Raw genomic sequence first — 21,304 nt, forward strand, 5'->3', positions numbered from 1 at the left:
ATGGCGCTTCGGGTTCTCGCGGTCGCGTCGGAATGCGCGCCGTTGCTCAAGACGGGCGGCCTGGCTGATGTTGTCGGTGCGCTGCCTCGCGTGCTCGCGCCGGAAGGCGTTGAGGTGACGACGCTGCTGCCGGGCTATCCCGCCGTCATGCAGGCGATCGGCACCCGCGCGAAGGCGGTGCACCGCATCGCCGATCTGTTCGGCGGCCCCGCGCGGCTACTGCGTGGCGAGGCCGCGGGGCTCGATCTTCTGGTGCTGGAGGCCGCGCATCTCTACGACCGTCCGGGCAATCCCTATACGGCGCCGCATGGCGCCGAGTGGGAGGACAACGGCATCCGCTTCGCGGCGCTCGGCGTCGCGGCCTCGTTCGCCGCGACGGGCACGGTGCGCGGCCTGGAATTCGATGCGGTGCATGCGCATGACTGGCAGGCGGGGCTGGTGCCGGCCTATCTGCGCTTCGCGCCGGGCAAGCGGAAGCCGGCACTCTTCACGATCCACAACCTCGCCTTCCAGGGCAAGTTCCCGCTCTCCCTGTTCCACCGGCTCGGCCTGCCGCCGGAAGCGCTCTCGGTGGAAGGCGTGGAGTATTACGGCACACTCGGCTTCCTGAAGGCCGGGCTGTGGTATGCGGACCGCATCAACACCGTCTCGCCGACCTACGCGGCCGAGATCGGCACGCCGGCGCTCGGCATGGGGCTGGACGGATTGCTGCGCGGGCGCGGCGGCCATGTCTCCGGTATCCTGAACGGGCTCGACACCGCCGCATTCGATCCCGCGCAGGACACGTATCTTCCGGCGCCGTTCAGCGCGGCCGATCCCGCCGCGCGCGTGGCGAACAAGGCGGCGCTGCAGCGGCGCATGGGACTGGCGCAGTCGCCGGAGACACTGCTCTTCGGCTTCGTCGGCCGCCTCGCCTGGCAGAAGGGCGTGGACATGCTGCTGGGTGCCGTGCCCGCGATGCTGGCCGAAGGCGCGCAGCTCGCGCTGCTCGGCACCGGCGAATGGGGGCTGGAGGAAGGCTGCCGCGGCGCAGCCGCCGCGCATCTGGGCCGGATCGGCGCCCATATCGGCTTCGACGAGGCGCTAGCGCGGCTGGTCTATGCCGGCGCCGACGTGATCCTGGTGCCGAGCCGCTTCGAGCCCTGCGGCCTGGCGCAACTGGCCGCGCTGCGCTACGGCGCCCTGCCGCTGGTGGCCCATGTCGGCGGCCTGGTGGACAGCGTGGTGGACGCCAACGAGATGGCGCTGGCGGAGGGTATCGGCACCGGCTTCCACTTCTCGCCGGTGACCGAGGAGATGCTGGCCGCCACGGTGCTCCGCATCGCCCGCCTGTGGCGCGATCCGACGCTGTGGCGGCGCCTGCAGGCGAATGCGCTTCGTGCCGATGTCTCCTGGTCGCGCTCCGCCGCGCGCTACGCGGCGCTGTTCCGAGAGATGCTCGCCGATGCGGGCTGAGGCCCGGCTCGGCCTGCCCGAGCCGCTCGGCGCGACGCTGACGGGATCGGGCGCGAACTTCGCCTTTCCCGCCCCGGATGCGCATGCCGTGTTCATCTGCGTCTTCGATGCCGCGGACCGCGAGATCGCGCAGGTCCGGCTGCCCGGGCGGACAGGCGCGGTGCATCACGGCGAACTCGTCGGTGTCGGCACGGGCCTCCGCTACGGGCTGCGCGTGCAAGGGCCGTGGGATCCGGAAAGCGCCTTGCGCTTCAACGAACGGAAGCTTCTCGTCGATCCCTGGGCGCGCGCGCTGGATCGGCCCTTCGCGCTGCATCCGTCGCTCTTCGACACGGGCGAGCGGCCGTGCCCGGCCAACAGCGCACCCTTCGTGCCGAAGGCGATCCTCTCCCCTGCCCTGACGCCGGTTGCGCCCCGCGCCGTCACACGCACGCCGCAGGTGATCTACGAGCTGCATGTGAAGGGTTTCACCGCGACGCATCCGGCAGTGCCGGAGACGATCCGCGGCACCTTCGCGGGCCTCGCGCATCCTGCCGCCATCGCGCATCTGCTGCGCCTTGGCGTGACGGCGGTGGAGATCATGCCGGCTGCCGCCTGGGTGGATGAACGGCACCTGCCGCCGCTGGGGCTGGCCAACTACTGGGGCTACAATCCCGTCGCCTTCCTCTGCCCGGACCCGCGCCTTGCGCCCGGCGGCATGGCGGAGGTCCGCGACGCCGTACGCGCGCTGCAGGATGCGGGCCTTGCCGTGATCCTGGACGTGGTGCTGAACCACAGCGGCGAAGGCGACGCGCTGGGGCCGACCCTGTCGCTGCGCGGCCTCGGCGACCGAAGCTACTATCGCAGCCGCGACGGGCGCTACGACGACGATGCGGGCTGCGGCAACACGCTGGCCCTGGACCGGCCCTGGCCGATGCGCCTGGCGATGGATGCGCTGCGCCACTGGGCAGGCGCCGGCTTCGACGGGATCCGCCTCGATCTCGCCACCACGCTCGCCCGGCGCGACACCGGCTTCGACCCGGATGCGCCACTGATCCAGGCGATGCGACAGGACCCAACGCTGCGCGACAGGCTCATCATCGCGGAGCCCTGGGACACCGGGCCCGGCGGCTACCGGCTGGGCGAATTCCCGGCGGGCTGGGGCGAGTGGAACGACCGGTTCCGCGACGATGTCCGGCGATTCTGGCGCGGCGATGGCGGCCTGCGCGGCGCGCTGGCGACACGGCTGGCCGGCTCGGCCGACCTCTTCCGCAACCGCCCGCTCAGCGACAGCGTGAACTTCGTGGCCGCGCATGACGGCTTCACCCTGGCCGATCTCGTCGCCTTCACCGCCAAGCGCAACCACGCCAATGGCGAGGAGAACCGCGACGGCAGCAACGAGAACCACGCCTGGAACAACGGCGTCGAGGGGCCGAACGATGATCCCGCGGTGATCGCGCGTCGACACGCCGACATCCGCGCGCTTCTCGCCACGCTGCTCTGCGCCCGCGGCACGCCGATGCTCGGCATGGGCGACGAATGCGGCCGCAGCCAGGGCGGCAACAACAACGCCTACGCGCAGGACAATGCGACGAGCTGGTTCGACTGGGAGGGCATGGACCAGGACCTGCTCGCCTTCACCGCGCGACTGATTGCGGCGCGCAAGGCGCTTCCGGCGCTGTACGCGGCCGAGCCCCTGGCCGAGGGCGATGCGCGTTGGCTGCGTCCCGATGGCGCGCCGATGACGGAGGCGGATTGGCACGATCCCGCTGGCCGCGCGCTGGTGTTGCTGATCGCGGCGCGGAGAGAGCGTTGCCTGGTGGCGCTGAATGCGGGCGGCGGCGCCGTGCCACTTGTTCTGCCGCAACCCGCGCCGGGGCGACGCTGGCGGCTTGTCGCGGACAGCAGCGATCCCGCGCGCGCACGCATGCCCGAGGCGCTTCCTGACCGTGCCGTGCTGCTGATGGCCGAGGAGCCCCTGGCTGCCTCCCGTGGCGATCCCGCGCTCTTGCGCCGCCTTGCACGGACCGCCGGCGTGAGCACGGCGTGGCACGAGATCTCAGGCCGCGAGCATCAGGTCTCCGAAGAGACGCTGCGCAGCCTCCTTGGCGCCCTCGACCTTCCGGCCGGCAGCGATGCCGCGCTGCGCGACTCCCTTGTGCGCCTGTCCGCACCGCGCGCGCTGCCGGCAGCCCACACCACCACGACGGCGGCCATGCGTCTGTCGCTTCCTCTTGCGGATCGGCCCGTGCGGCTGCGCCTTGAACTGGAGGACGGCTCCGTAACGCAGATCGTCATCGCGCCCGAGGCGGGCGTGACGGAACGGGTGGAACTGCCCGATGGCAGCGCGGCCGCACGCCGCATCTGCACACTGCCATCCCTGCCGACCGGGCGACATGTTCTGCGCGACGAGGCTTCGCCCGACGAACCGTGCCAACTCGCCGTGGTGCCGCAAGGCGGGTTCCTGCCGCGCTGGATGCGCGAAGGCGGCCGGCGCTTCGGCCTGGCGGCGCAGATCTACGCGCTGCGCCGCGCGGAGGACCAGGGCATCGGCGATTTCCGCGCTGTGGCGGACGCCGCGGCGATGGCGCAGCGGGAAGGCGCGGCGCTGCTCGGCCTCAGCCCGCCGCATGCGCTGTTCTCGACGGACCGCGCGCGCGCGAGCCCCTATCACCCCTCGGATCGTCGTTTCCTCGATCCGATCCTGCTGGATGTGGCGTCGCTGCCGCTGGTGGGGGATCTGCCGGCGGTGCGCGCGGCGCTGGATGCGCACGCGTCGCGTTTCGCCGCGCTGCGGGAGAGCCCGACCGTGCGGCATGCCGAGGTATGGCAGGCCAAGCGCGCCGTGCTGCACGCCGCCTTCCGCGCCATGCCCGACCAGGTCCGGGAGGCACTGATCGCCTGGCGCGCCGCGGCGGGCCCGGCGCTGCAGCACTTCGCCACCTTCGCCGCGATCGCGGAGCAGCAGGGCCACAGCGATGCGCGGCGTTGGCCCGCGGGCCTGCGCCACGGCCACGACACGGGAATCGCCGCCTTCGCCGCCGCGCATGCCGACACCATCGCCTTCGCGGCCTTCCAGCAGATGCTCGCGGACATGCAGCTCGACGAGGCCGGGCGTGCCGGGGCCGGGCTGTATCGCGATCTCGCGGTCGGCGCGGCACCGGACGGCGCCGAGCCCTGGTCGGGCGATCAGCGCTTCCTCGCCGGCTTCTCGATCGGCGCGCCGCCCGATCCCTTCTCGGCGGCGGGTCAGGTATGGGGCCTGCCGCCTCCCGACCCCCTCGCCGCGGCGACACAGGGTCACGCCGCCTTTGCCGGCCTGCTGCGCGCCAACATGCGCCACGCCGCCGCGTTGCGCATCGACCATGTGCTCGGGCTTCAGCGCCTGTTCCTGGTGCCGGACGGCGCGGGCGCGGCGGAGGGCACCTATCTTCGCTATCCCTTCGCCGAACAGCTCGGCCAGATTGCGCTGGAATCGCAACGTGCCGCCTGCCTCGTGGTCGGGGAGGACCTCGGCACCGTCGCGGACGGCCTGCGCGAGCAGCTTCGCGGAGCAGACATCCTCGCCTATCGCGTGCTGTGGTTCGAGCGGCGGCATGGCGGCTTCCTGCCGCCAGCCGAATGGCCCGCGCATGCGAGCGCCTGCGTCAGCACCCACGACCTCCCGACGCTTGCCGGCTTCTGGTCCGGCGAGGATCTGCGCGAGCGTGCGGCGCTCGGCCTGCTGCGTGACCTGGATGCCGCGCTCGCGGAGCGCGCGGCGGATCGGTCCGAACTGTGTGCGCTTCTCGCCGCGGAAGGGCTGTTGCCGGATGACGCCGGTCCTGACGAGCCGCTGCATGACAGCCTGGCTGCCGCGATCCATGCCCTGGTGGCGCGGACGCCATCCGCGGTCATGCTGGCGCAGTTGGAGGACCTGGCGGGCGAGGCGGTTGCCGTGAACCTGCCCGGCACCGATCGCGAACGTCCGAACTGGCGTCGTCGGCTTCCCGCAACGACCGAGGCCCTTGCGCGCACGCCCCGCGCGAGCGCCATCCTCGACCGCTTGCGCAGCCTGCGCCCCGGCTAGAGCACGTTCCGATCGACCGGGGTCAGTCGATCGGAAGGTCGTGCTCTAGAAGCGATGACTCTAGAGCAGCTTATGCCCGTTCGGCGGAACCGCGGAGCGGTTCCACTCGAACGGGCGCTGCTCTAGGAAGCCCGCCCCGCGCGAGGCAGACTACAGCCACGGTACTGATGAGGAATGCCATGTCCACCGAAGGCCAGGAACGCTTCCAGACGCTGCACGAGTTGCCGAAGGCGGCCAAGCTCCGGCTGAACGCCAACATCTGGGACTACCTGGTCGGCGCGACCGAGACCGAGACGACGATGCAGCGCAACCGTGCCGCGCTGGATTCCGTCGCCTTCCGCCCGCGCGTGCTGCGCGACGTCAGCGCGGTGGACAGCGGCGCGACCTTCCTCGGCAGGCGGAAGATCAGGCTGCCGGTGATGCTGTGCCCGGTCGGCTCGCTCGACAGCTTCGATCCCGGCGGGGCGGCGACGGCCGGCCGCGCGGCGGCATCCTTCGGCGTGCCGATCATGGTCTCCTCCGTGACCGAGCCGGGGCTGGAGCGTTCGGCGGAGGCGATCGGCGACGGGCCGAAGATCTTCCAGCTCTATGTGCGCGGCGGGCCGGACTTCGTGGACGCGCATGTGAAGCGCGCGATGGATGCCGGCTACGACGCCTTCGCCATCACCGTGGACAGCGCGCATTACAGCCGGCGCGAACGCGACATCGCCAAGCGCTTCGTGAAGCATTGGCGCGCGCGCTCCGAAGGGATGAACTACCAGGCCTCGCTTTCCTGGTCCGACATCGCCCGCTTCCGCGATCGCCACCCGGACGTCACGCTGATCCTGAAGGGCATCGGCATGGGCGAGGATGCGGAACTCGCGGTGAAATACGGCGTGCAGGTCGTCTTCGTCTCGAACCATGGCGGGCGGCAGCTCGACCACGGCCGGGGCTCGCTGGAGGTGCTGCCGGAAGTGGTGCAGGCGGTCGGCGGCAAGGCGCGGGTATGGATGGATGGCGGCGTCAGCCGCGGCACCGATGTGGTGAAAGCCGTGGCGATGGGGGCGGAGCTGGTCGGCATAGGCCGGCTCTACTGCTACGGCCTGGCGGCAGCGGGCGAGCATGGCGTGATGCGCGTGCTGCAGTTGCTGGAGGACGAGGTGCAGACCTGCCTTGGGCTGCTGGGCGCGACGCGCTTCGCGGAGGTGGAGCGGAACCAGCTGGTGGCCGCCCATCCGACCTCCAAGCCGCATGTGCATTCGGCGTTCCCGCTGCTGTCGGAAGCGGATCGCGGCTACTGATACCAACCGCCGGGGACGGCACACGTCCCCGGCCGCCGCGTCACCGATGCTCCCAATCGTCCAGGCTGTCGGTGTTGGGGGGCGAGGTGCCGAGGATGTCGCCCTGGGTTGTCACCCCCAGGCCGTTCAGCAACCGGTTCGAATAGTTGAAATAGGCGCAGACCTGGTTGGCCTCCAGGATCTCGCCGTCATTCGCCCCGGCCTCACGCAGCGCCAGGATGTCCGCCTCCTCCATGCGTTGGGGCTCGAGTGTCAGCTTGCGCACGTAGCGCAGCAGCGCGAGTTCCTTGCCGCCGAACACGGCTTCCGGCTTCGCGGCGGCGAAGGCGCGGTAGATCGCCTGCGCGCGGGCCTCGTCCTGCAGCAGCCGCGACAAGCCGGCGAAATGGTGTGCGATGCTGTAGTCGCACCGGTTCGCCAGCGAGGTGTAGACGGCGAGGCATTCCAGGAACCACACCGGCATCGTGTTGCCGGTGTGATGCAGCACGGATTTGTACAGCGCGCTGTGGCCCTCCATCGTGTGCGGCCGCAGGCTGTGCGCCTTCATCACGTTGTCGATCAGCCCGCCCGGCCCCTTCACGCGGTCGTAAAGCGTGCGGAGATAGCCCTCGCTCTCCTCATAGGGGACGAGGCGCACCCAGGCGGGGTTCTTCCCGGTCGCGGGCATGGCGTTTCCTTTCAGGCGTTCCTTCCGCGCGCGGCGAAGCGTCGTTCGAGCCGGGCGGCAACCGCGGAGAGGCTGGCACAGACGATGAAGTAGAAGGCGGCGACGATCAGCCATGTCTCGAAGACGCGGCTGGTCGTGGCCGCCACCTCGTTGCCGAGAAAGGCGAGATCCTGGATCGAGACCAGCGAGATGATCGAGGAATCCTTCACGAGCGAGACCGCCTGGCCGGCGAGCGGCGGCACGGTGCGCGCGAAGGCCTGGGGCAGGATCACATGGCGGAGCGCTGCGCGGCGCGAGAGGCCGAGCGCCTCGGCCGCTTCCCACTGGCCACGCGGCAGCGACTGGATACCGGCGCGCACGATCTCGGTGACATAGGCGCCTTCGAACAGTCCGAGGCAGAGGATGGCGGCGATGACGCCGGCAGCGAATTGCGGCGGGCCGAACAGCCACTCGATCCAGCGCAGCGTCGCCGGGTCCTGCCGCCGGATCCAGTCCTCCACGCCCAGCGCGGGCAGCACCTGGCTGGCCACGAAGAAGTAGAAGACGAAGATGAAGACCAGCGGCGGGATGTTCCGCACCGTCTCCACGTAGAAGCCCGCGATCAGGCGCGGCAGGAGCAGGCGGGAGGTACGCGCGATGCCCATCGCCACGCCCACCACCGCCGCGATCAACGCCGCCCAGAAGGAGACGCGGAGCGTCGTCAGCAGCCCCTGCAGCAGCAGGTTCGCGACCCAGCCACGCTCCGCATCGTGGCGCGCGATGAAGCCCCAGACCGGCGCGAAGTTCCAGCGGTAGTCGAGCGCGGTGCCCGCGCGCCAGGCGAGCATGCCCAGCACGCAGGCCACGCCCACCACGACCGCGGCATCCAGCAGCCCCGCACGCCGCCGCCGCGCATAGGGACCGCCCGGCAGGTCCATCCCGCGCCGCTTCGCGTCCTCAGCCCGGCAGTTGGTCGCGCCACTCGCGGGCGCTGAACCAGTATTTCTGGCGCTCCTCCAGCCAGCCATCGAGCTGGCGCAGCAGGATCCAGTTGTTCAGGAAGTTCAGCGCGTCCGGGTCGGATTTGCGCAGCGCCATGGCATCGGCCTGGCGCGCCATCGGCTCGGCGAAGGGGCTGAACAGCGCATCGGGGTTGTCCAGCACGGCAAACAGCGGGCGGGGAATGCTGCCGACCATCGCATGGGCGCGGCCGTTCACCACTTCCAGGATGGATTGCGCGTCGTCGTCGAACTGGCGGAAGGTCGCGCGCGGCAGCAGGCGCTGCGCGGCGGCCAGCGCCGAGGTGCCGCGCCGGCCGGCAATGGTGATGTTGGGGCGATTGTACGCATCCAGCGTCGTCATGTTCGCCGCCATGCGCTTGCTCGCCGCCATGTCCACGCCGGTGGCGGAATAGGGCACGGTGAAGTTGGCACTCAGGTTGCGCTGCGGCGTGATGGTCATGCCGCCGATGATCGCGTCGAAGCGGCCGGCCAGCAGCGCGGGAATGATGCCGTCCCAGGCGGTGGGCACGAATTCGGCGCGCACGCCCATGTCCTGCGCCAGCCTGTTGGCGACGTCGATCTCGTATCCCACCAGCTCCCCCGCGCGGTTGCGGAAGGCCCAGGGCACGAAGGTGGACATGCCGACCCGCAGCGTGCCGCGGCGCTTCACCTCCTCGACCATCGAGGTCGCCGCCAGCGCGGCGCGCGCATCATTCCCCTGCGCTGCGGCAGGCCGGCCGAAGGCGAAGGCGCCCAATGCGGCAAGGCCGCCTGCGGCCGGGGCGATGAGGCGCCGGCGGAATCCGGATTCGTCGGTCATGGTGATCTTCCCTCCTTGGTTCAGGCCATTGCGCCCTTGAGCCGCTTCTCGAGCAGCCCGGCGCCGAGCGACAGCAGCACCGTCACGCAGAGATAGAGCACCGCGACGGTTATCCAAATCTCGAAGGTCATGAAGGTGTCGCTGATCACGTTGCGCCCTTCATTGGTCAGGTCGAATACGGCGATGACGCTGACGATGGCCGAATGCTTCACCAGCGACACCGCGAGGCCCGCGAGCGGCGGCAGGATCACCCGCAGGGCCTGCGGCAGCACGACGAAGCGGTAGGCCGCGCGGCGTGACAGGCCGAGGGCCCAGGCGCCTTCCCACTGGCCCCGGCGCACGGCCATGATGCCGCCGCGGAAGATTTCCGCGGCAAAGGCGCCTTCGAAGACCGCAAGGCACAACACCCCGGCCCAGAAGCGGTCCAGCCCCAGGATCGGCGAAAGGATGAAGTAGACCAGGTAGAGTTGCACCAGCAGCGGCGTGTTGCGGATCGCCTCCACATACGCCACCACCAGCCAGCGCCCGGCGACCGAGCCGGACAGCCGCAGCACCGCGGCGCCGAGCCCGATGGCGACGGTCAGCACCAGCGCGACCGCGCTGATCTCCAGCGTCACGATCAGCCCCTTCAGCAGCGGGCCCAGGAAGATCTCGCCGTCGTACACCTGCAGCAGGGTGCGCGGCACGCGGTACCATTGCCAGTTGTAGCCCATCCGCGTGGCGCCTTCGAACAGCAGCCAGCCGAGCAGCAGAAGGAACAGCGCGAACTGCAGAAGGTCGAGCGCACGGCGGCGCAGCCGCCGGCGCCGCACCATCGGAGGTTCCCGCCCCTCGCGTTCAGTCGTCACGCAGCGACAGGCGGCGCGGCGGGCGCGCGAAGATGCGCGCGACCATGGGGGCGAAGACGGAGAGCGGGGCTTCCGGCAGCCCGGGGATGACGGTGCCCTGGTCGAAGCGCGCCACGAACTCGGCCGTGGCGGCGAAGTGCGGGTGTCCGCGCCAACGCTCCCGCGCATCGCGGTCGCAGGCCTCGTCGGGATGATCGTGGCAGTGGAAGTCCAGGAAAAGCTGGTGGTGCTCCAACAGCCAGCGGCTGGCATCCGAGACATAGGGTCCCAGCAGCGCGGCCGCGAACGGGCCATGGTTGCTCGGGCACATGGTGAAGCCGATGTCGTGCAGCAGGGCGACGACGACATACTCCTCGTCCCGCCCGTCCTGCAGCGCCGCTGTCGCGGCCTGCACGCAATGGCGGTAGTTGTTCACGAGGTAGCCGAAGGCGGGATCGGCGGCCGAATCCTCCAGCGCGCGCAGCACGTGCCGGGCCTGGAGTGCGGCATCGAAGGGTCGGCGCTGGTCGCGCAGCATTGTCCATTCGGCGCGACGGAAATCCTGCATCTCCACCGCCGGCACATACCCCATCTCCGCCGAGAGAAGCGGCGAAGGGTCAGGGTTGGCGGGAAATTCGCGGGTCACGGCGGGCTCGCCGGCGCGCGGTACTGGAACGCCTTGTCGAACTTGCCGACCACCCACTCGCCGCAGGCGATCGGCGGATATTTCGCCTGCGCCGGATCGTCCAGCAGGTCGCGCGGGTCCACCACGGCGTGGAAGCCGGGGTCGAAGAACACCGCGGCGCTCTGCCGCGCCTTGCCGGAGGTGTTCACCACGCGATGCGGGTTGCTGTGGAAGCGGCCATTGGTCCAGCGATGCATCAGATCGCCGATATTCACCACGAAGGTGCCGGGGATCGGATGCGCCATCACCCAGTCGCGGTCGCTGCCCTTCACCTGAAGCCCGCCGGTCATGTCCTGCGCGAGCAGCGTCAGGCCGCCGTAATCGGTATGCGGCGCCACGCCGAACTGCTCGCGCCCGAGATCGGGCGGCTGCGGCGGGTACCAGATGGCGGAGCCACGCGCGAGCGGCCGCTCGAAGGGTTTCGCGAAGAAATCCATGTCGCGGCCGAGGCTGAGCGCCAGGCCGCGCAGCACCGCGTGGCCCGCGGCCACGACGGCTTCGTACCAGCCATAGAGCGCCGGGCGCAGTTCGGGCAGCGCCGCGGGCCATTGGTTCGGGCCCATCAGCGGCGTGCCGGCGGCGACATCCGGATCGTCCTCGGGCAGTTCCAGCCCCCAGACGAAGCTTTCCTTCAGGTCGGCCCTGGCCGTGCCGTACATCTTCGCGCCGCCATGGCCGATCCAGCCGCGATGGCGCTTGTTGACCTTCACCGTCGCCTTCTGGTCTTCCGGCAGGGCGAAGAAGCGCGCGGCAGTGGCGAACAGGTTCTGCGTCAGCGCATCAGGAACGCCGTGGCCGGAGATGTAGAAGAAGCCGATGCGCTCGCTCGCCTCGCGCATCGCGGCGCCGGTCGCGGCGGCACCGGCGGGATCGCGCGCGACGAGCGGCGCGATGTCGATCACGGGGATCTCGTCCACGGCGATGGCGCGTGCGGTGGCATAGGACATGGGCGTTCTCCGCGCTGAGTGCGCTACGATCCCGCTTCGGCGCGCCGGAGGGAAGCCTCCCCTTCGCGCCCTGCCGCCCAGAAAGTGAGCTTCTCCGGCTCCATCGCCCCTTCCAACGCAGCAGCGAGGCCGAGGGCCATCAGCGGCGCCAGCTTGAATCCATGGCCGGAGCAGGCCGAAGCCAGCCAGGCGCCCTCCCCGGCGCTGCGCAGGACGAAGCGGTCCTCCGGCGCCATGGTGTAGAGGCAATGCCGCAGGCCGAGCACACGATGCCGCGCGAAGCCGGCGATGGCGGCGCGCCCGGCCTCGAGCAGCGCGGCCCGACGGGCCTCGTCCGGCAGAGCGTCCGGCATGCCCGGCGCGGAGGAATCGTAGTCGCCGATCTTGAGTCGCGTGCCGGCGCGCGGCGGCAACACATAGACCCCGCCGGTGGGGTGCCCCGGCAGGCGGCAGAGCAGCATCGGCGCAGAAGCCCAGGCTGCGGCGAGATCCTCGGGCGGCTCCAGATAGGCGAGCGTCTGGAGCGAGGCGCGCAGGCCGGCTGCCTCGGCGATCTCCGGCAGGAGGCGCGGCGCCCAGGCGCCAGCCGCGACAATCACGGCGTCCGCGGCAAGGCGCTCGCCAGCCGCGAGCCGCACGCCGCCGGGCGCGAGCGCCGCGACCTCGGCGCCGCCACGCAGCGTCACGCCGCGGCGCGGCAGCAGCGCGAGCAGGTCCTCCAGGATCGGGCGCGCCAGCAGCATGCCGGAGCCGTCCACCTCGACGGCGCGGAGCAGACCCTCGCGGTTCAGCACGGGGATCGCATCCAGCGCGGCGGCATCCAGGCGGTGGAAGCCGAGGCCGGCGGCAGCCTGGGTGCGCGCGACCGCGGCCTCCCACGGGCTCTCGGCACGAAGCGCATAGACGGCGCGGCATGGCACCAGCCGGTCCGCGCCGGTTTCGGCGAACAGGGCACGCCAGGCGGCGAAGCCCGCCGGCATCATCGCGGCATAGCCTTCCATCGTGCCATAGGCATGGCGGATGATGCGGCCCTCGTCGGTGGACGACGCCTGCGGGTTCGGCAGTTTTCCGGCTTCCAGCACCGTCACCGCATGGCCGCGGCGCGCGAGCGCCCAGGCGGTGCAGAGGCCGAGGATGCCGGCGCCAACGATCGCGACGCGCAGCGGGCGCGCGGCGGCGGCGGGGGGAATGAGGGCGGCGACCTGCCGCGTCAGGGGAAGCATCGATGCGTCTCGACCGGATGACATGGCCCGCGGTGGAGGAACGGCTGGCGCGCGGGCGGCGCGGCGTGATCCTGCCGCTCGGCAGCCTGGAACAGCACGGCGCGGCGGGGATGCTCGGCACGGACACGATCTGCGCCGAGGCGGTCGCGCTGCGAGCCGCAGAGATCGCGGGCGGCGTGGCGATGCCGGCGTTGGCCTACGGTCCCGCACAATTCAACCTGGGCTTCGCGGGCACCGTCAGCCTGCGGCCTTCGACGCTGGGCGCGCTGCTCTGCGATGTGCTGGCAAGCCTCGGCCGCACCGGCTTCAGCCGCGTGCTGCTGGTCACCGGACATGGCGCCAATGTCGCGCCGGCACTGGCCGCCGTGCAGGAGGTGTATTCGGACGTCTCGCTCGGCCGACTCGTCTTTCCGCAGCCGCTCACCGTGAAGCTGCGCGCCTGGTGGGAGGGGCCGCGGCTCGGCGCGCTGCGACGCGAGTTCTATGGTGATCGAGAGGGCTTTCATGGCACGCCCTCCGAGATCGCGATCGCGCTGCACGTCACGGGCGGCGCGCCCGGCGCGTGGCCGGCCTATCGCGCCTTGCCGCCCGATCCGCTGGTGGATCTCGGTGGCGACAGGCACGAGGATGCGGCCCGGCATCGCGCGCGCTACCCCGAGGGCGTGGTCGGCGCCGATGCCGCGCTCGCCACGGCGGAACAGGGCGCGGCGCTGCTGCAGGCGGCCGCGGAGGAACTGGCCGAGGTCTTCGCGGGCTTCGAATCCGCGCCGGACCCTCATTCCTGACGGAAGGCGGTCGCCTCCACCTCCACGGTGATGCCGGGCGCGAAGAAGCCGGTCATGTAGACCCAGCCGAGGGCGGGGCGGATTTCGGAAAAGACCTCGCCGTGGGCGCGGCCGGATTCCTCCCAATGCGCGGGATCGGCGACGTAGATGCGCGTCTTCACCACATCGGCGAGCGTCATGCCCACGCCTTCCAGCGCCTCCTTCACAAGGTCGAGGCAGGCGAGCGTCTGGCGATACACGTCGCCGGGATGCAGCACCGCGCCGTCCGGCCCGCAGGGGCTGCACAGCGCGGTTTCCGCATAGGGCCCGACCCGGACGGCGCGGCTGTAGCCGCAGGATTTCTCCCAGGGCCGCCCGGTGTCGTAGTGCCGCCGCGTCACGACGCCTGCACGACTCCCCACTTCGCGTTGATCTCGTCGAAGAAGCCGCTGGCGAGCCGAATGGTGATCCAGTTGCTGAGGAAGTTGGTGAAGACCACGTCGTTCAGCGGGGTGAGGAAGGCCATCGGGATCGGATTGCGCGGCGTATTGGCGAAGATCGCGACAAGGTCCGGGTATTCCTTCGTCAGGAAGGCGGCCTCGATGAGGGAGGACATGGTCGCATCCACCCGCCCGCCGATCAGTTCCTGCCAGTCGCGTGCCGGGCTTTCGACGCGGCGCAGCGTGGCGTTGGGCAGCGCACCCTGCACCCAGGTCTCCATCGTCGTGCCGAGATTCGTGCCGATGGTGACGCTGCGCTGGTTCAGCGCATCCCAGTTGGCGAATTTCGTCGCGTCGCGCCGCCGTACCAGGGGCACGAAGGCGTTGCGGCCCCAGGGAATGGTGAAGCCCGCCGCCATCGCGCGCGGCACCGACATCGAGGTGCCGGTGAAGACCGCGTCGTACTGGTCGGCCTGCAGCCCATTGATCAGCGTGCGCCAATCCGTCGCGATGAACTCGGCGCGGACATTCATATCCTTGGCAAGCTGGTTCGCGGCATCGATCTGGTGGCCGCGATACTCGCGGCTGGCGGGATCGCGGAAGCTCATCGGGTTGAAGTCGCCAGTCGTGCCGAAGCGGATGCGGCCGGAGGACTGGATGCTGGCGAGCTTGCCGGACCCGGCGGATTGCGCCTGCGCCTGGATGGGCAGGGCCAGCGCCGCGGCAGCGGCCGCCGCCGCCGGCAAATGACGACGATTCATGCGGAAGTCTCCTCCATGTGCAGGGACGTGCCGCTTGCGGCGGCGGAAATGGCATTGCGCCGCGCCTCGCGCGGCAGGGTGGCGCTGTCTAGCACGGCTTGTGCCACGGCCGCGCCATGCGCGCGCAGCAGGGCGCGATCATCCGGCGCGGGCGGCAGCGGCGTGATCGTATCCTGGCAGAAGGTGGCGATCGGCTGCGGGGCGACGCATTGCGCGGGCATCCCGGGGCTGCGCACCGCACGCCGCAGCAGGCGGCGCAGCATCGCGACGCCGCGGTCGCTGCTCGCCAGGTTCTCCAGCGCATGCACCGCGACGGCACGCTGGCTGACCTGTGCGTCGTAATCGCCGGGGCGGCGCTGGCGATCCGTGTACCCGGCGGACTCGTCCTGGCCCTCGAAGTCAATGCTGCCGAGGCCGATCCGCTCCGGCCGATCCTTGCCATGCGGATCGAGATGGGGTCCCAGGTGCCGCCAGCCGATCTGCAGGCTGTGCGTATCGTCCACCGGCACCACCCAGCGCGTCAGCCCGACGCGCTGGAACGCCTTCTCCTCCGCCGCATCCTCCCAGATGGCGCCGGTCTGGTTCAGGTTGGGCAGGATGCATTCCACCGTGCGCGTCCAGGCCATGCCGCCCCAGCGGCGCGACTGCACGTTCATCATGCCGAGCGGGGTCGGCACGTAGTCCAGTTCCTGATCCGCGCTGTTGGACTCGTCGAAATGCGCGCCGGCATTGCGCGCATGCAGCCAGACGACATGCACGGGGTCCTGGCTGTTCTCATAGACCTGCAGCCAGTTGCAGGGGATCTCCAGCAGGAAGGGCGCGAGGGTGACGCCGGGCTCCTGCTCCACGTCGAGGACGGGCGGTGGCGGCACGGCGGCGGGATCGCCGAGATAGGCGAAGACGAGCCCGTGCCGCTCGACCACGGGATACGCGCCGTGGCGCAGGCGATGGCGGATCTGGCTGCCTTCCGGCTCGGCCGGCGTCGCGAGGATCGTGCCGTCGCGGTCGTAGTGCCAGCCGTGATAGCAGCAGGCGATCCCGCGCGGCATGATCCGGCCGAACTCCAGGCTCGCGCCGCGATGGCTGCAATGGCGGTGCAGAAGCCCGACCTGCCCTTCGCCATCGCGGAAGGCGACGAGGTCCTCGCCCAGGACACGCAGCGCCAGCGGCAGCTCGGCAAGCTGCGAAGCCAGGCACACCGGCTGCCAGGCCCGACGGATGTAGTCGCCGCAGGGTGTGCCCGGCCCGACCTGCGTCAGTTCCGGATCGGGCGCGGGCACCGCGCGCCGCCGGTGGCCGGCATAGCGTTCCGACAGGTCGCCCTGCATATCCCCCTCGTCGCGGCTTGCGCCCGGGAAGCAGGGTGCGACACTCGGCACCGCCGGCGCAACCGTCGGCGTTCGGATCGGCGGGGGATGATGGGATCGGCTCGCAAGGGGGCGGCGCGCGCGCTGCTGCTGCTGGTGGCGTTGGCGCCTTTGCTGGCCGGATGTGGCGGCAACTGGGCCTGGCATGTCGTGGACCCGCGGGATGCGCGCGGCCAGGCCAATCTCGGCTTCCTCGTCTCCGGCTTCTGGGCGACGGTCTCGCTCTCGCTGGCGACGATGGTGCTGTCGATCCTGCTCGGCATGGCGGTCGCGCTGCTGGGCATGGCGCGGCTGCGCCCGCTGCGATGGATCAACCGCGCCTACGTCGAGCTGTTTCGCGCCATCCCGATCCTGGTGATGATCCTCTGGGTCTTCTACGGCCTGCCCGTGGTGCTCGACATACGGCTGGATGTCTTCGTCGCGGCGATGCTCGCCATCGCCATCTGCGATTCCGCCTTCGAGGCGGAGATCTTCCGGGCCGGCATCCAATCCGTCGAGCGGGGCCAGCGCGAGGCGGCGATGGCGCTGGGGCTCTCGCCCTGGAACCGCATGCGCTTCGTGATCCTGCCGCAGGCGATCCGGCGCGTGCTGCCCCCCATGGCCAACCAGTTCATCTACGTCGTGAAGATGAGCTCCCTGGCATCCGTCATCGGGTTCCAGGAGCTGACGCGCAAGGCCAATGAGCTGGTCGTCACCGTCTTCCGCCCGCTTGAGATCTACACCATCCTGATCCTGGAGTATCTGGTGCTGATCCTGCTGATCTCGGCCGCGGTGCGCTGGCTCGAGCGCCGGATGCAGGCGGACCAGTCCGTGCGCAGCGCCGGCTGAGAACCGTCAAGGAGGGAGGATGCGGCTGGGCGAAGGACGGAACCTGCTGCTGGTCGCGCTCGGCGCGATGTTCGTGCAGCAGAGCTTCGCGACGCTCGGGCGCAACCTGCCGCCGGTGATCGCACCCGCGATTCTCGCGGACCAGCAGCTCGATCCCGCGCTGCTCGGCATCTATGTCGGCATGGTCGCAATGGCCGCACTGGTCACGCAGCTCAGTTGCGGCAGCTTCATCATCCGCCACGGCGCGCTGCGGATGAGCCAGGTCTCGCTGCTGCTGCTGGCGCTGGCGCTGGCGGTCGCGACGGTGCCGCCGGTGGCATTCTTCGCGATCTCCGCGCTTCTCTGCGGCGCGGGCTCGGCCTTGTCCACGCCGGCCAGTTCGCACCTGCTGGGGCGCTACGCCACGGCAAAGCAGGCGCCGCTGGTCTTCTCCATCAAGCAGACTGCCGTGCCGGCGGGCCTGCTGCTTTCCGGGCTGGTCGGGCCGCTGCTGACGGGCTGGTGGGGCTGGCGCGCGGCGATGCTGTTCGGCGCGGCCGGCTGCCTCGCCTTCGCCGCGATGCTCCAGCCGCTCCGCCGCGGCTTCGATGACGACCGCGTGCCGACGCAACTCTTCCGCCTCTCCGACATGCACCGCACGCTCGGCGTGGTCATGCGGGGGCGCGATCTGCGGAACCTGGCGCTGGCCTGCGGCGCCTTCAGCGGATTGCAGAGCGCCTTCATCGCCTTCTTCGTGACCTTCCTGGTCGCGCAGGGCCAGGAACTGGCGGCGGCCGGAGCCTTCTTCTCCGGGGCGACTCTCGTGGCGGTGCCCGGGCGCATCCTTTGGGGCTGGGTGGCCGGCGCCCATGTCGCACCCGGGCGGCTGATGGGGCTGCTCGCCATCGGCATGGGATTGAGTGGCATCCTGCTCGGCTTGGCCGGCGCGCTCGACTCCGTCCTTATGATCGGCGCGGCCGCGCTCGGCATGAGCATCACCGCGCTGTCCTGGCACGGCGTGCTGCTGGCGGAGGCGGCGCGGCTTGCGCCGGCGGGCATGCGCGGCGCCGCGACCGGCGGCGTGCTCTCCTTCGGCCAGGTCGGCGGGCTGGTGGCGCCGCTGGTCTTCGCGCTGATGCTGAGCCTGACCGGCAGCTACGGCGCAGGCTTCGTGGTCAGCGCCCTGCCCGCCCTGCTGCTCGGCCTGTTCATGCTGCGCGGCCGCGACTGACGGTCGTCACGGCAGCAGGCAGGGCACGCCGGCACGCGCGCAGACCTCGCGCAGCCGCGCGGCAAGGGTGGCGGGGATCGGAATGCCATCGCGCAGGCGCTCCGCGCGCGACGCCGCCTCGGGGTCGCCCGCGACGAGCACGGGCCGGTCAGGATCGGCCGGTGGCGCGGCATGCAGCACGTCGATCGCGTCATCCAGGTCGCGCTCGAAGGCGCCCTCCTCGCGGAACGCATCGGGGTCGAGCGCCATGAAGAAATGGCCGATATCGTCGGGGTCCTGCGGGCGCTGCGTGCGCACCCGGATGGGCGAGAAGGACGCGCCGGAGAGCACGCCGCCCAGGATATGCGCCATCATCCCCAGCCCGTAGCCCTTGTGGCTGGCCATCTCCGGCGTGCCGCCCACGGGCGTCAGGCCGCCCTTCGGCTGCTTCATCACCGTGTCCCAGCCGAGCGCGGCATCGGTGATGGGCCTGCCCTCGCCATCCAGCACCCAGCCGGGCGGCAGCGCCTTGCCCTGGAGGTCGTAGACCTTGACCTTGTTCGCCGCGACGGTGCTGGTCGCCATGTCCAGCAGGAAGGGCCGGTTGCGCTGCGCCGGCGCGGCGAAGGCGATGGGATTGGTGCCGAGCACCGGCACGGCGGCGCGCGTCGGCACCACGCCGACGGTGCGCGTCGCGCTCGTCACCAGCCCGACCAGCCCGGCCTGCGAGGCCATCGCCGCGTAGTAGCCGGCCGCGCCGAAATGGTGCGAGTTGCGGACCGACACGACGCCGACGCCAGCCGCCTTCGCCTTCGCGATGGCAAGCTCCATCGCCATGACGGAGGGCGGATGGCCCAGACCCGCATCGGCATCCAGCAGCGCCGTCACCGGATTCTCGCGCAGGATGCGCGGCCTGGCCTGCAGGTTCAGGCGGCCCTGCCGGCGGCTCTCGTCATAGCTCATCAGCATCGAGATGCCGTGGCTGTCCACGCCGGACAGGTCGGTTTCCACCATCACCTCGGCCGTCATGCGCACGGCCTCCTCCGGCATGCCCCAGGCGGAAAGGATGGACATGATCTGGGCGCGGCAGGTCTCGGCGGGGACCCGGTGCATCTCGGCCATGCGGCGTTTCGCTCCACGTGTTTCGCGGCCGAGCTTGCCCGGTCGCCGCGCCCCTGCCTACCGCGGCGCGGCACGTCGTGGCACTCTGCGGCCAAGCAAAGCCAACGGAGGAAACCATGGAACGACGGCATCTGCTGCGGGGCGGCACGGCCCTGGCGCTTGCGGGGATCGCAGGGGCCGCGCGGGCGCAGGACGCCTGGCCGGTGCGCCAGGCCCGCATCGTGATCCCCTTCGCCGCCGGCGGGCCACAGGACATTCCCGCGCGAATCATCGCGGACCGGCTGAGCCAGCGCCTCGGCGCGGCCTTCGTGGTGGAGAACCGCCCGGGTGCCGGCGGCGGCCTCGGCGCGCAGCATGTGGCGAAATCTGAGCCGGACGGGGCGACGCTGCTGTTCATCTCGGCCTCCGTCACGATCCTGCCGGTGCTGCGACCGTCGCTCGGCTTCGACCCGACCCGTGACCTGGAGCCACTGACCACGGTGGTGGACCTGCCCGCGGGGCTGATGGTGCGGATGGACTCCCCGTATCGGACGCTCGACGACCTGCTCGCCTTCGCGAAGGCAAATCCGGAGAAGCTGAACTACGGCTCGGGCGGCGTCGGCTCGGCGAACCACCTGACCACGGAACTCTTCGCCACGATGGCCGGGATCAAGCTGACGCATGTGCCCTATCGGGGCATCAGCCAGGCGGTGAACGCGATCTATGCGGGCGAGATCGACCTGATCTTCGGCAGCTCGATCGAGGTGCTGCAGCATGTCCGCCAGGGCCGGGCGCGGCTGCTCGGCGTGACGACGGCAGAACGCGTCGCCGTGGTGCCGGACGTGCCGGCGATCGGCGAGAAGGTGCCGGGCTACGAGGCGCCGAACTTCTTCTCGATGTACACGCCGAAGGGCTTCCCGCCCGCGCTGCGCGACCGCCTGGTGGCGGAGCTGGCGCGGCTGCGCGAGGATGAGCAGCTGAAGGCGCGCATGGCGGAGGCCGCCGGCGTGCTGCGCCTGGACGGCCCGGCGCCGCTGGCCGCGCGCCTGCCGGTGGAGATGGAGAAGTGGCGCGCGCTGGTTGCGCAGCTCGGCATCCGCCCGGAATGAACGACGAGGAGCATTGAGGCATGACCATCGTCCAGCCCCTGCAGATCGCCCCCCTCCAGGGCTCGGTCAGCGCGGCGGAGTGGCAGGCGCGGGTCGATCTCGCCGCCTGCTATCGGCTCTGCGACCGCTACGGCATGTCCGACATGATCTACACCCACATCACCTGCCGCGTGCCGGACGCGCCCGGCCAGTTCCTGATCAACCCGAATGGCATGCTCTTCAGCGAGATCACCGCCAGCTCGCTGCTGAAGGTGAACGTCGATGGCGAGATCTTGTACCGGCCGGAGACGCCCTATGGGCTGCATCCCGCCGGCTTCACCATCCACAGCGGCATCTACCGGCCGCGGCCGGATGCGCAGGCGGTCATGCACACGCACACCGTCGCGGGCATGGCCGTCAGCGCGCTGAAATGCGGCTTGCTGCCGCTGACGCAGACGGCGACGCGCTTCTACGGCCGTATCGCCTATCACGACTTCCGTGGCCCGGAGCGCGACCCGGCGGAACGCGAGAGCCTGGCGCGCAGCATCGGCAGCCGGAACTACTGCATCCTGCGCAACCACGGGCTGCTGACGATCGGCGACAGCGTGGCCGAGGCCTTCATCGCCATGTGGGGCATGGAGCGCGCCTGCCAGGCGCAGCTGCAGGCGATGGCGTGCAACACCGAGCTCGAGATGCCGAGCGAGGAGGTCGTCCAAAAGTCCTGCGCGATGTACGATCCGCCGAACTCGCGGAAATACGGGCTGCTGGAATGGCCGGGACTGCTGCGGCAGCTGCGGCGGACGGATCCGGATTTCGACAGCTGAGCGTTCGGGC

19 protein-coding genes are annotated in these 21,304 nt (G+C 70.8%); 8 read left to right on the forward strand and 11 right to left on the reverse strand.

All coding sequences use genetic code 11. The annotated features are described in order from the left end of the window. The 3 genes from glgA (at window position 1) to E4T13_RS05875 (ending at window position 6,783) form a co-directional block, all read left to right on the forward strand. A complete protein-coding gene (glgA, locus tag E4T13_RS05865; RefSeq protein WP_137177266.1) occupies window positions 1-1,455 on the forward strand; it encodes a glycogen synthase GlgA in 1,455 nt (484 codons plus the stop codon). Next, window positions 1,445-5,503 carry a glycogen debranching protein GlgX gene (gene glgX / locus E4T13_RS05870; protein WP_137177267.1) on the forward strand — a complete coding sequence of 1,353 codons (4,059 nt, stop codon included), beginning with the start codon at window positions 1,445-1,447 and terminating at the stop codon, window positions 5,501-5,503. The genes glgA and glgX overlap by 11 nt, the downstream gene beginning before the upstream one ends. Window positions 5,504-5,682: 179 nt before the next feature. Next, on the forward strand, window positions 5,683-6,783 hold the full coding sequence (locus E4T13_RS05875) for an alpha-hydroxy acid oxidase (RefSeq protein ID WP_206030075.1): 1,101 nt from the start codon (window positions 5,683-5,685) through the stop codon (window positions 6,781-6,783). A gap of 40 nt (window positions 6,784-6,823) precedes the next feature. Here E4T13_RS05875 and E4T13_RS05880 read toward each other — a convergent pair whose 3' ends face one another. From E4T13_RS05880 to E4T13_RS05910, 7 genes are read right to left on the reverse strand one after another with little or no spacing between them, the layout of a single operon-like run. Then, window positions 6,824-7,450 (reverse strand): carboxymuconolactone decarboxylase family protein, encoded by a 627-nt coding sequence (locus E4T13_RS05880; RefSeq protein ID WP_137177269.1) that lies wholly within the window; start codon window positions 7,448-7,450, stop codon window positions 6,824-6,826. 11 nt (window positions 7,451-7,461) lie between these two features. Further along, window positions 7,462-8,367 (reverse strand): amino acid ABC transporter permease, encoded by a 906-nt coding sequence (locus E4T13_RS05885; protein WP_170984825.1) that lies wholly within the window; start codon window positions 8,365-8,367, stop codon window positions 7,462-7,464. A 19-nt stretch (window positions 8,368-8,386) separates the two neighbouring features. Further along, entirely contained in the window at window positions 8,387-9,250 is an 864-nt protein-coding gene (locus E4T13_RS05890) for a transporter substrate-binding domain-containing protein (protein ID WP_137177271.1), read from the reverse strand. A gap of 20 nt (window positions 9,251-9,270) precedes the next feature. After that, window positions 9,271-10,065 carry an amino acid ABC transporter permease gene (locus E4T13_RS05895; RefSeq protein ID WP_137177272.1) on the reverse strand — a complete coding sequence of 265 codons (795 nt, stop codon included), beginning with the start codon at window positions 10,063-10,065 and terminating at the stop codon, window positions 9,271-9,273. Between the two features lie 22 nt (window positions 10,066-10,087). After that, window positions 10,088-10,723 (reverse strand): phosphohydrolase, encoded by a 636-nt coding sequence (locus E4T13_RS05900; RefSeq protein WP_137177273.1) that lies wholly within the window; start codon window positions 10,721-10,723, stop codon window positions 10,088-10,090. Further along, on the reverse strand, window positions 10,720-11,709 hold the full coding sequence (locus E4T13_RS05905; RefSeq protein ID WP_206030076.1) for an isopenicillin N synthase family oxygenase: 990 nt from the start codon (window positions 11,707-11,709) through the stop codon (window positions 10,720-10,722). The genes E4T13_RS05900 and E4T13_RS05905 overlap by 4 nt, the downstream gene beginning before the upstream one ends. 23 nt (window positions 11,710-11,732) lie before the next feature. Continuing rightward, window positions 11,733-12,932: an FAD-binding oxidoreductase gene (locus E4T13_RS05910; protein ID WP_170984826.1), complete on the reverse strand. Its 1,200-nt coding sequence runs from the start codon at window positions 12,930-12,932 to the stop codon at window positions 11,733-11,735. 2 nt (window positions 12,933-12,934) lie between these two features. Between E4T13_RS05910 and E4T13_RS05915 the strand changes: the two genes are divergently transcribed. Further along, complete coding sequence (locus E4T13_RS05915; protein WP_137177275.1) at window positions 12,935-13,717, forward strand: creatininase family protein; 783 nt, start codon at window positions 12,935-12,937, stop codon at window positions 13,715-13,717. Here E4T13_RS05915 and E4T13_RS05920 read toward each other — a convergent pair. From E4T13_RS05920 to E4T13_RS05930, 3 genes are read right to left on the reverse strand one after another with little or no spacing between them, the layout of a single operon-like run. Further along, window positions 13,708-14,118 (reverse strand): Rid family hydrolase, encoded by a 411-nt coding sequence (locus E4T13_RS05920; protein WP_206030077.1) that lies wholly within the window; start codon window positions 14,116-14,118, stop codon window positions 13,708-13,710. The two genes, E4T13_RS05915 and E4T13_RS05920, sit on opposite strands and share 10 nt — an antisense overlap. Then, on the reverse strand, window positions 14,094-14,897 hold the full coding sequence (locus E4T13_RS05925) for a transporter substrate-binding domain-containing protein (RefSeq protein ID WP_137177276.1): 804 nt from the start codon (window positions 14,895-14,897) through the stop codon (window positions 14,094-14,096). The genes E4T13_RS05920 and E4T13_RS05925 overlap by 25 nt, the downstream gene beginning before the upstream one ends. Further along, window positions 14,894-16,225, reverse strand: a complete 1,332-nt coding sequence (locus E4T13_RS05930) for an aromatic ring-hydroxylating dioxygenase subunit alpha (RefSeq protein ID WP_170984827.1) — start codon at window positions 16,223-16,225, stop codon at window positions 14,894-14,896. The genes E4T13_RS05925 and E4T13_RS05930 overlap by 4 nt, the downstream gene beginning before the upstream one ends. Before the next feature lie 87 nt (window positions 16,226-16,312). Here E4T13_RS05930 and E4T13_RS05935 point away from each other — a divergent pair, with 87 nt between their 5' ends. Further along, window positions 16,313-17,092 carry an amino acid ABC transporter permease gene (locus E4T13_RS05935; RefSeq protein ID WP_206030078.1) on the forward strand — a complete coding sequence of 260 codons (780 nt, stop codon included), beginning with the start codon at window positions 16,313-16,315 and terminating at the stop codon, window positions 17,090-17,092. A 19-nt stretch (window positions 17,093-17,111) separates the two neighbouring features. Continuing rightward, window positions 17,112-18,302 (forward strand): MFS transporter, encoded by a 1,191-nt coding sequence (locus E4T13_RS05940; protein WP_137177278.1) that lies wholly within the window; start codon window positions 17,112-17,114, stop codon window positions 18,300-18,302. Between the two features lie 6 nt (window positions 18,303-18,308). Here the strand turns inward: E4T13_RS05940 and E4T13_RS05945 are convergent, their stop codons facing one another. Further along, a complete protein-coding gene (locus tag E4T13_RS05945) occupies window positions 18,309-19,403 on the reverse strand; it encodes an Ldh family oxidoreductase (RefSeq protein WP_137177279.1) in 1,095 nt (364 codons plus the stop codon). Between the two features lie 116 nt (window positions 19,404-19,519). Between E4T13_RS05945 and E4T13_RS05950 the strand changes: the two genes are divergently transcribed. Both E4T13_RS05950 and E4T13_RS05955 read left to right on the forward strand, forming a co-directional pair. Beyond that, the gene (locus E4T13_RS05950; protein WP_137177280.1) at window positions 19,520-20,491 is read left to right on the forward strand and encodes a tripartite tricarboxylate transporter substrate binding protein; all 972 of its coding nucleotides are present in this window, start codon (window positions 19,520-19,522) and stop codon (window positions 20,489-20,491) included. Window positions 20,492-20,511: 20 nt separating this feature from the next. Next, window positions 20,512-21,294 carry a class II aldolase/adducin family protein gene (locus tag E4T13_RS05955; protein WP_137177281.1) on the forward strand — a complete coding sequence of 261 codons (783 nt, stop codon included), beginning with the start codon at window positions 20,512-20,514 and terminating at the stop codon, window positions 21,292-21,294. The last annotated feature ends 10 nt before the right edge of the window (window positions 21,295-21,304 follow it).

It is taken from the genome of Roseomonas sp. AR75, from assembly GCF_005222815.1.
Taxonomy (GTDB): Bacteria; Pseudomonadota; Alphaproteobacteria; order Acetobacterales; family Acetobacteraceae; genus Falsiroseomonas.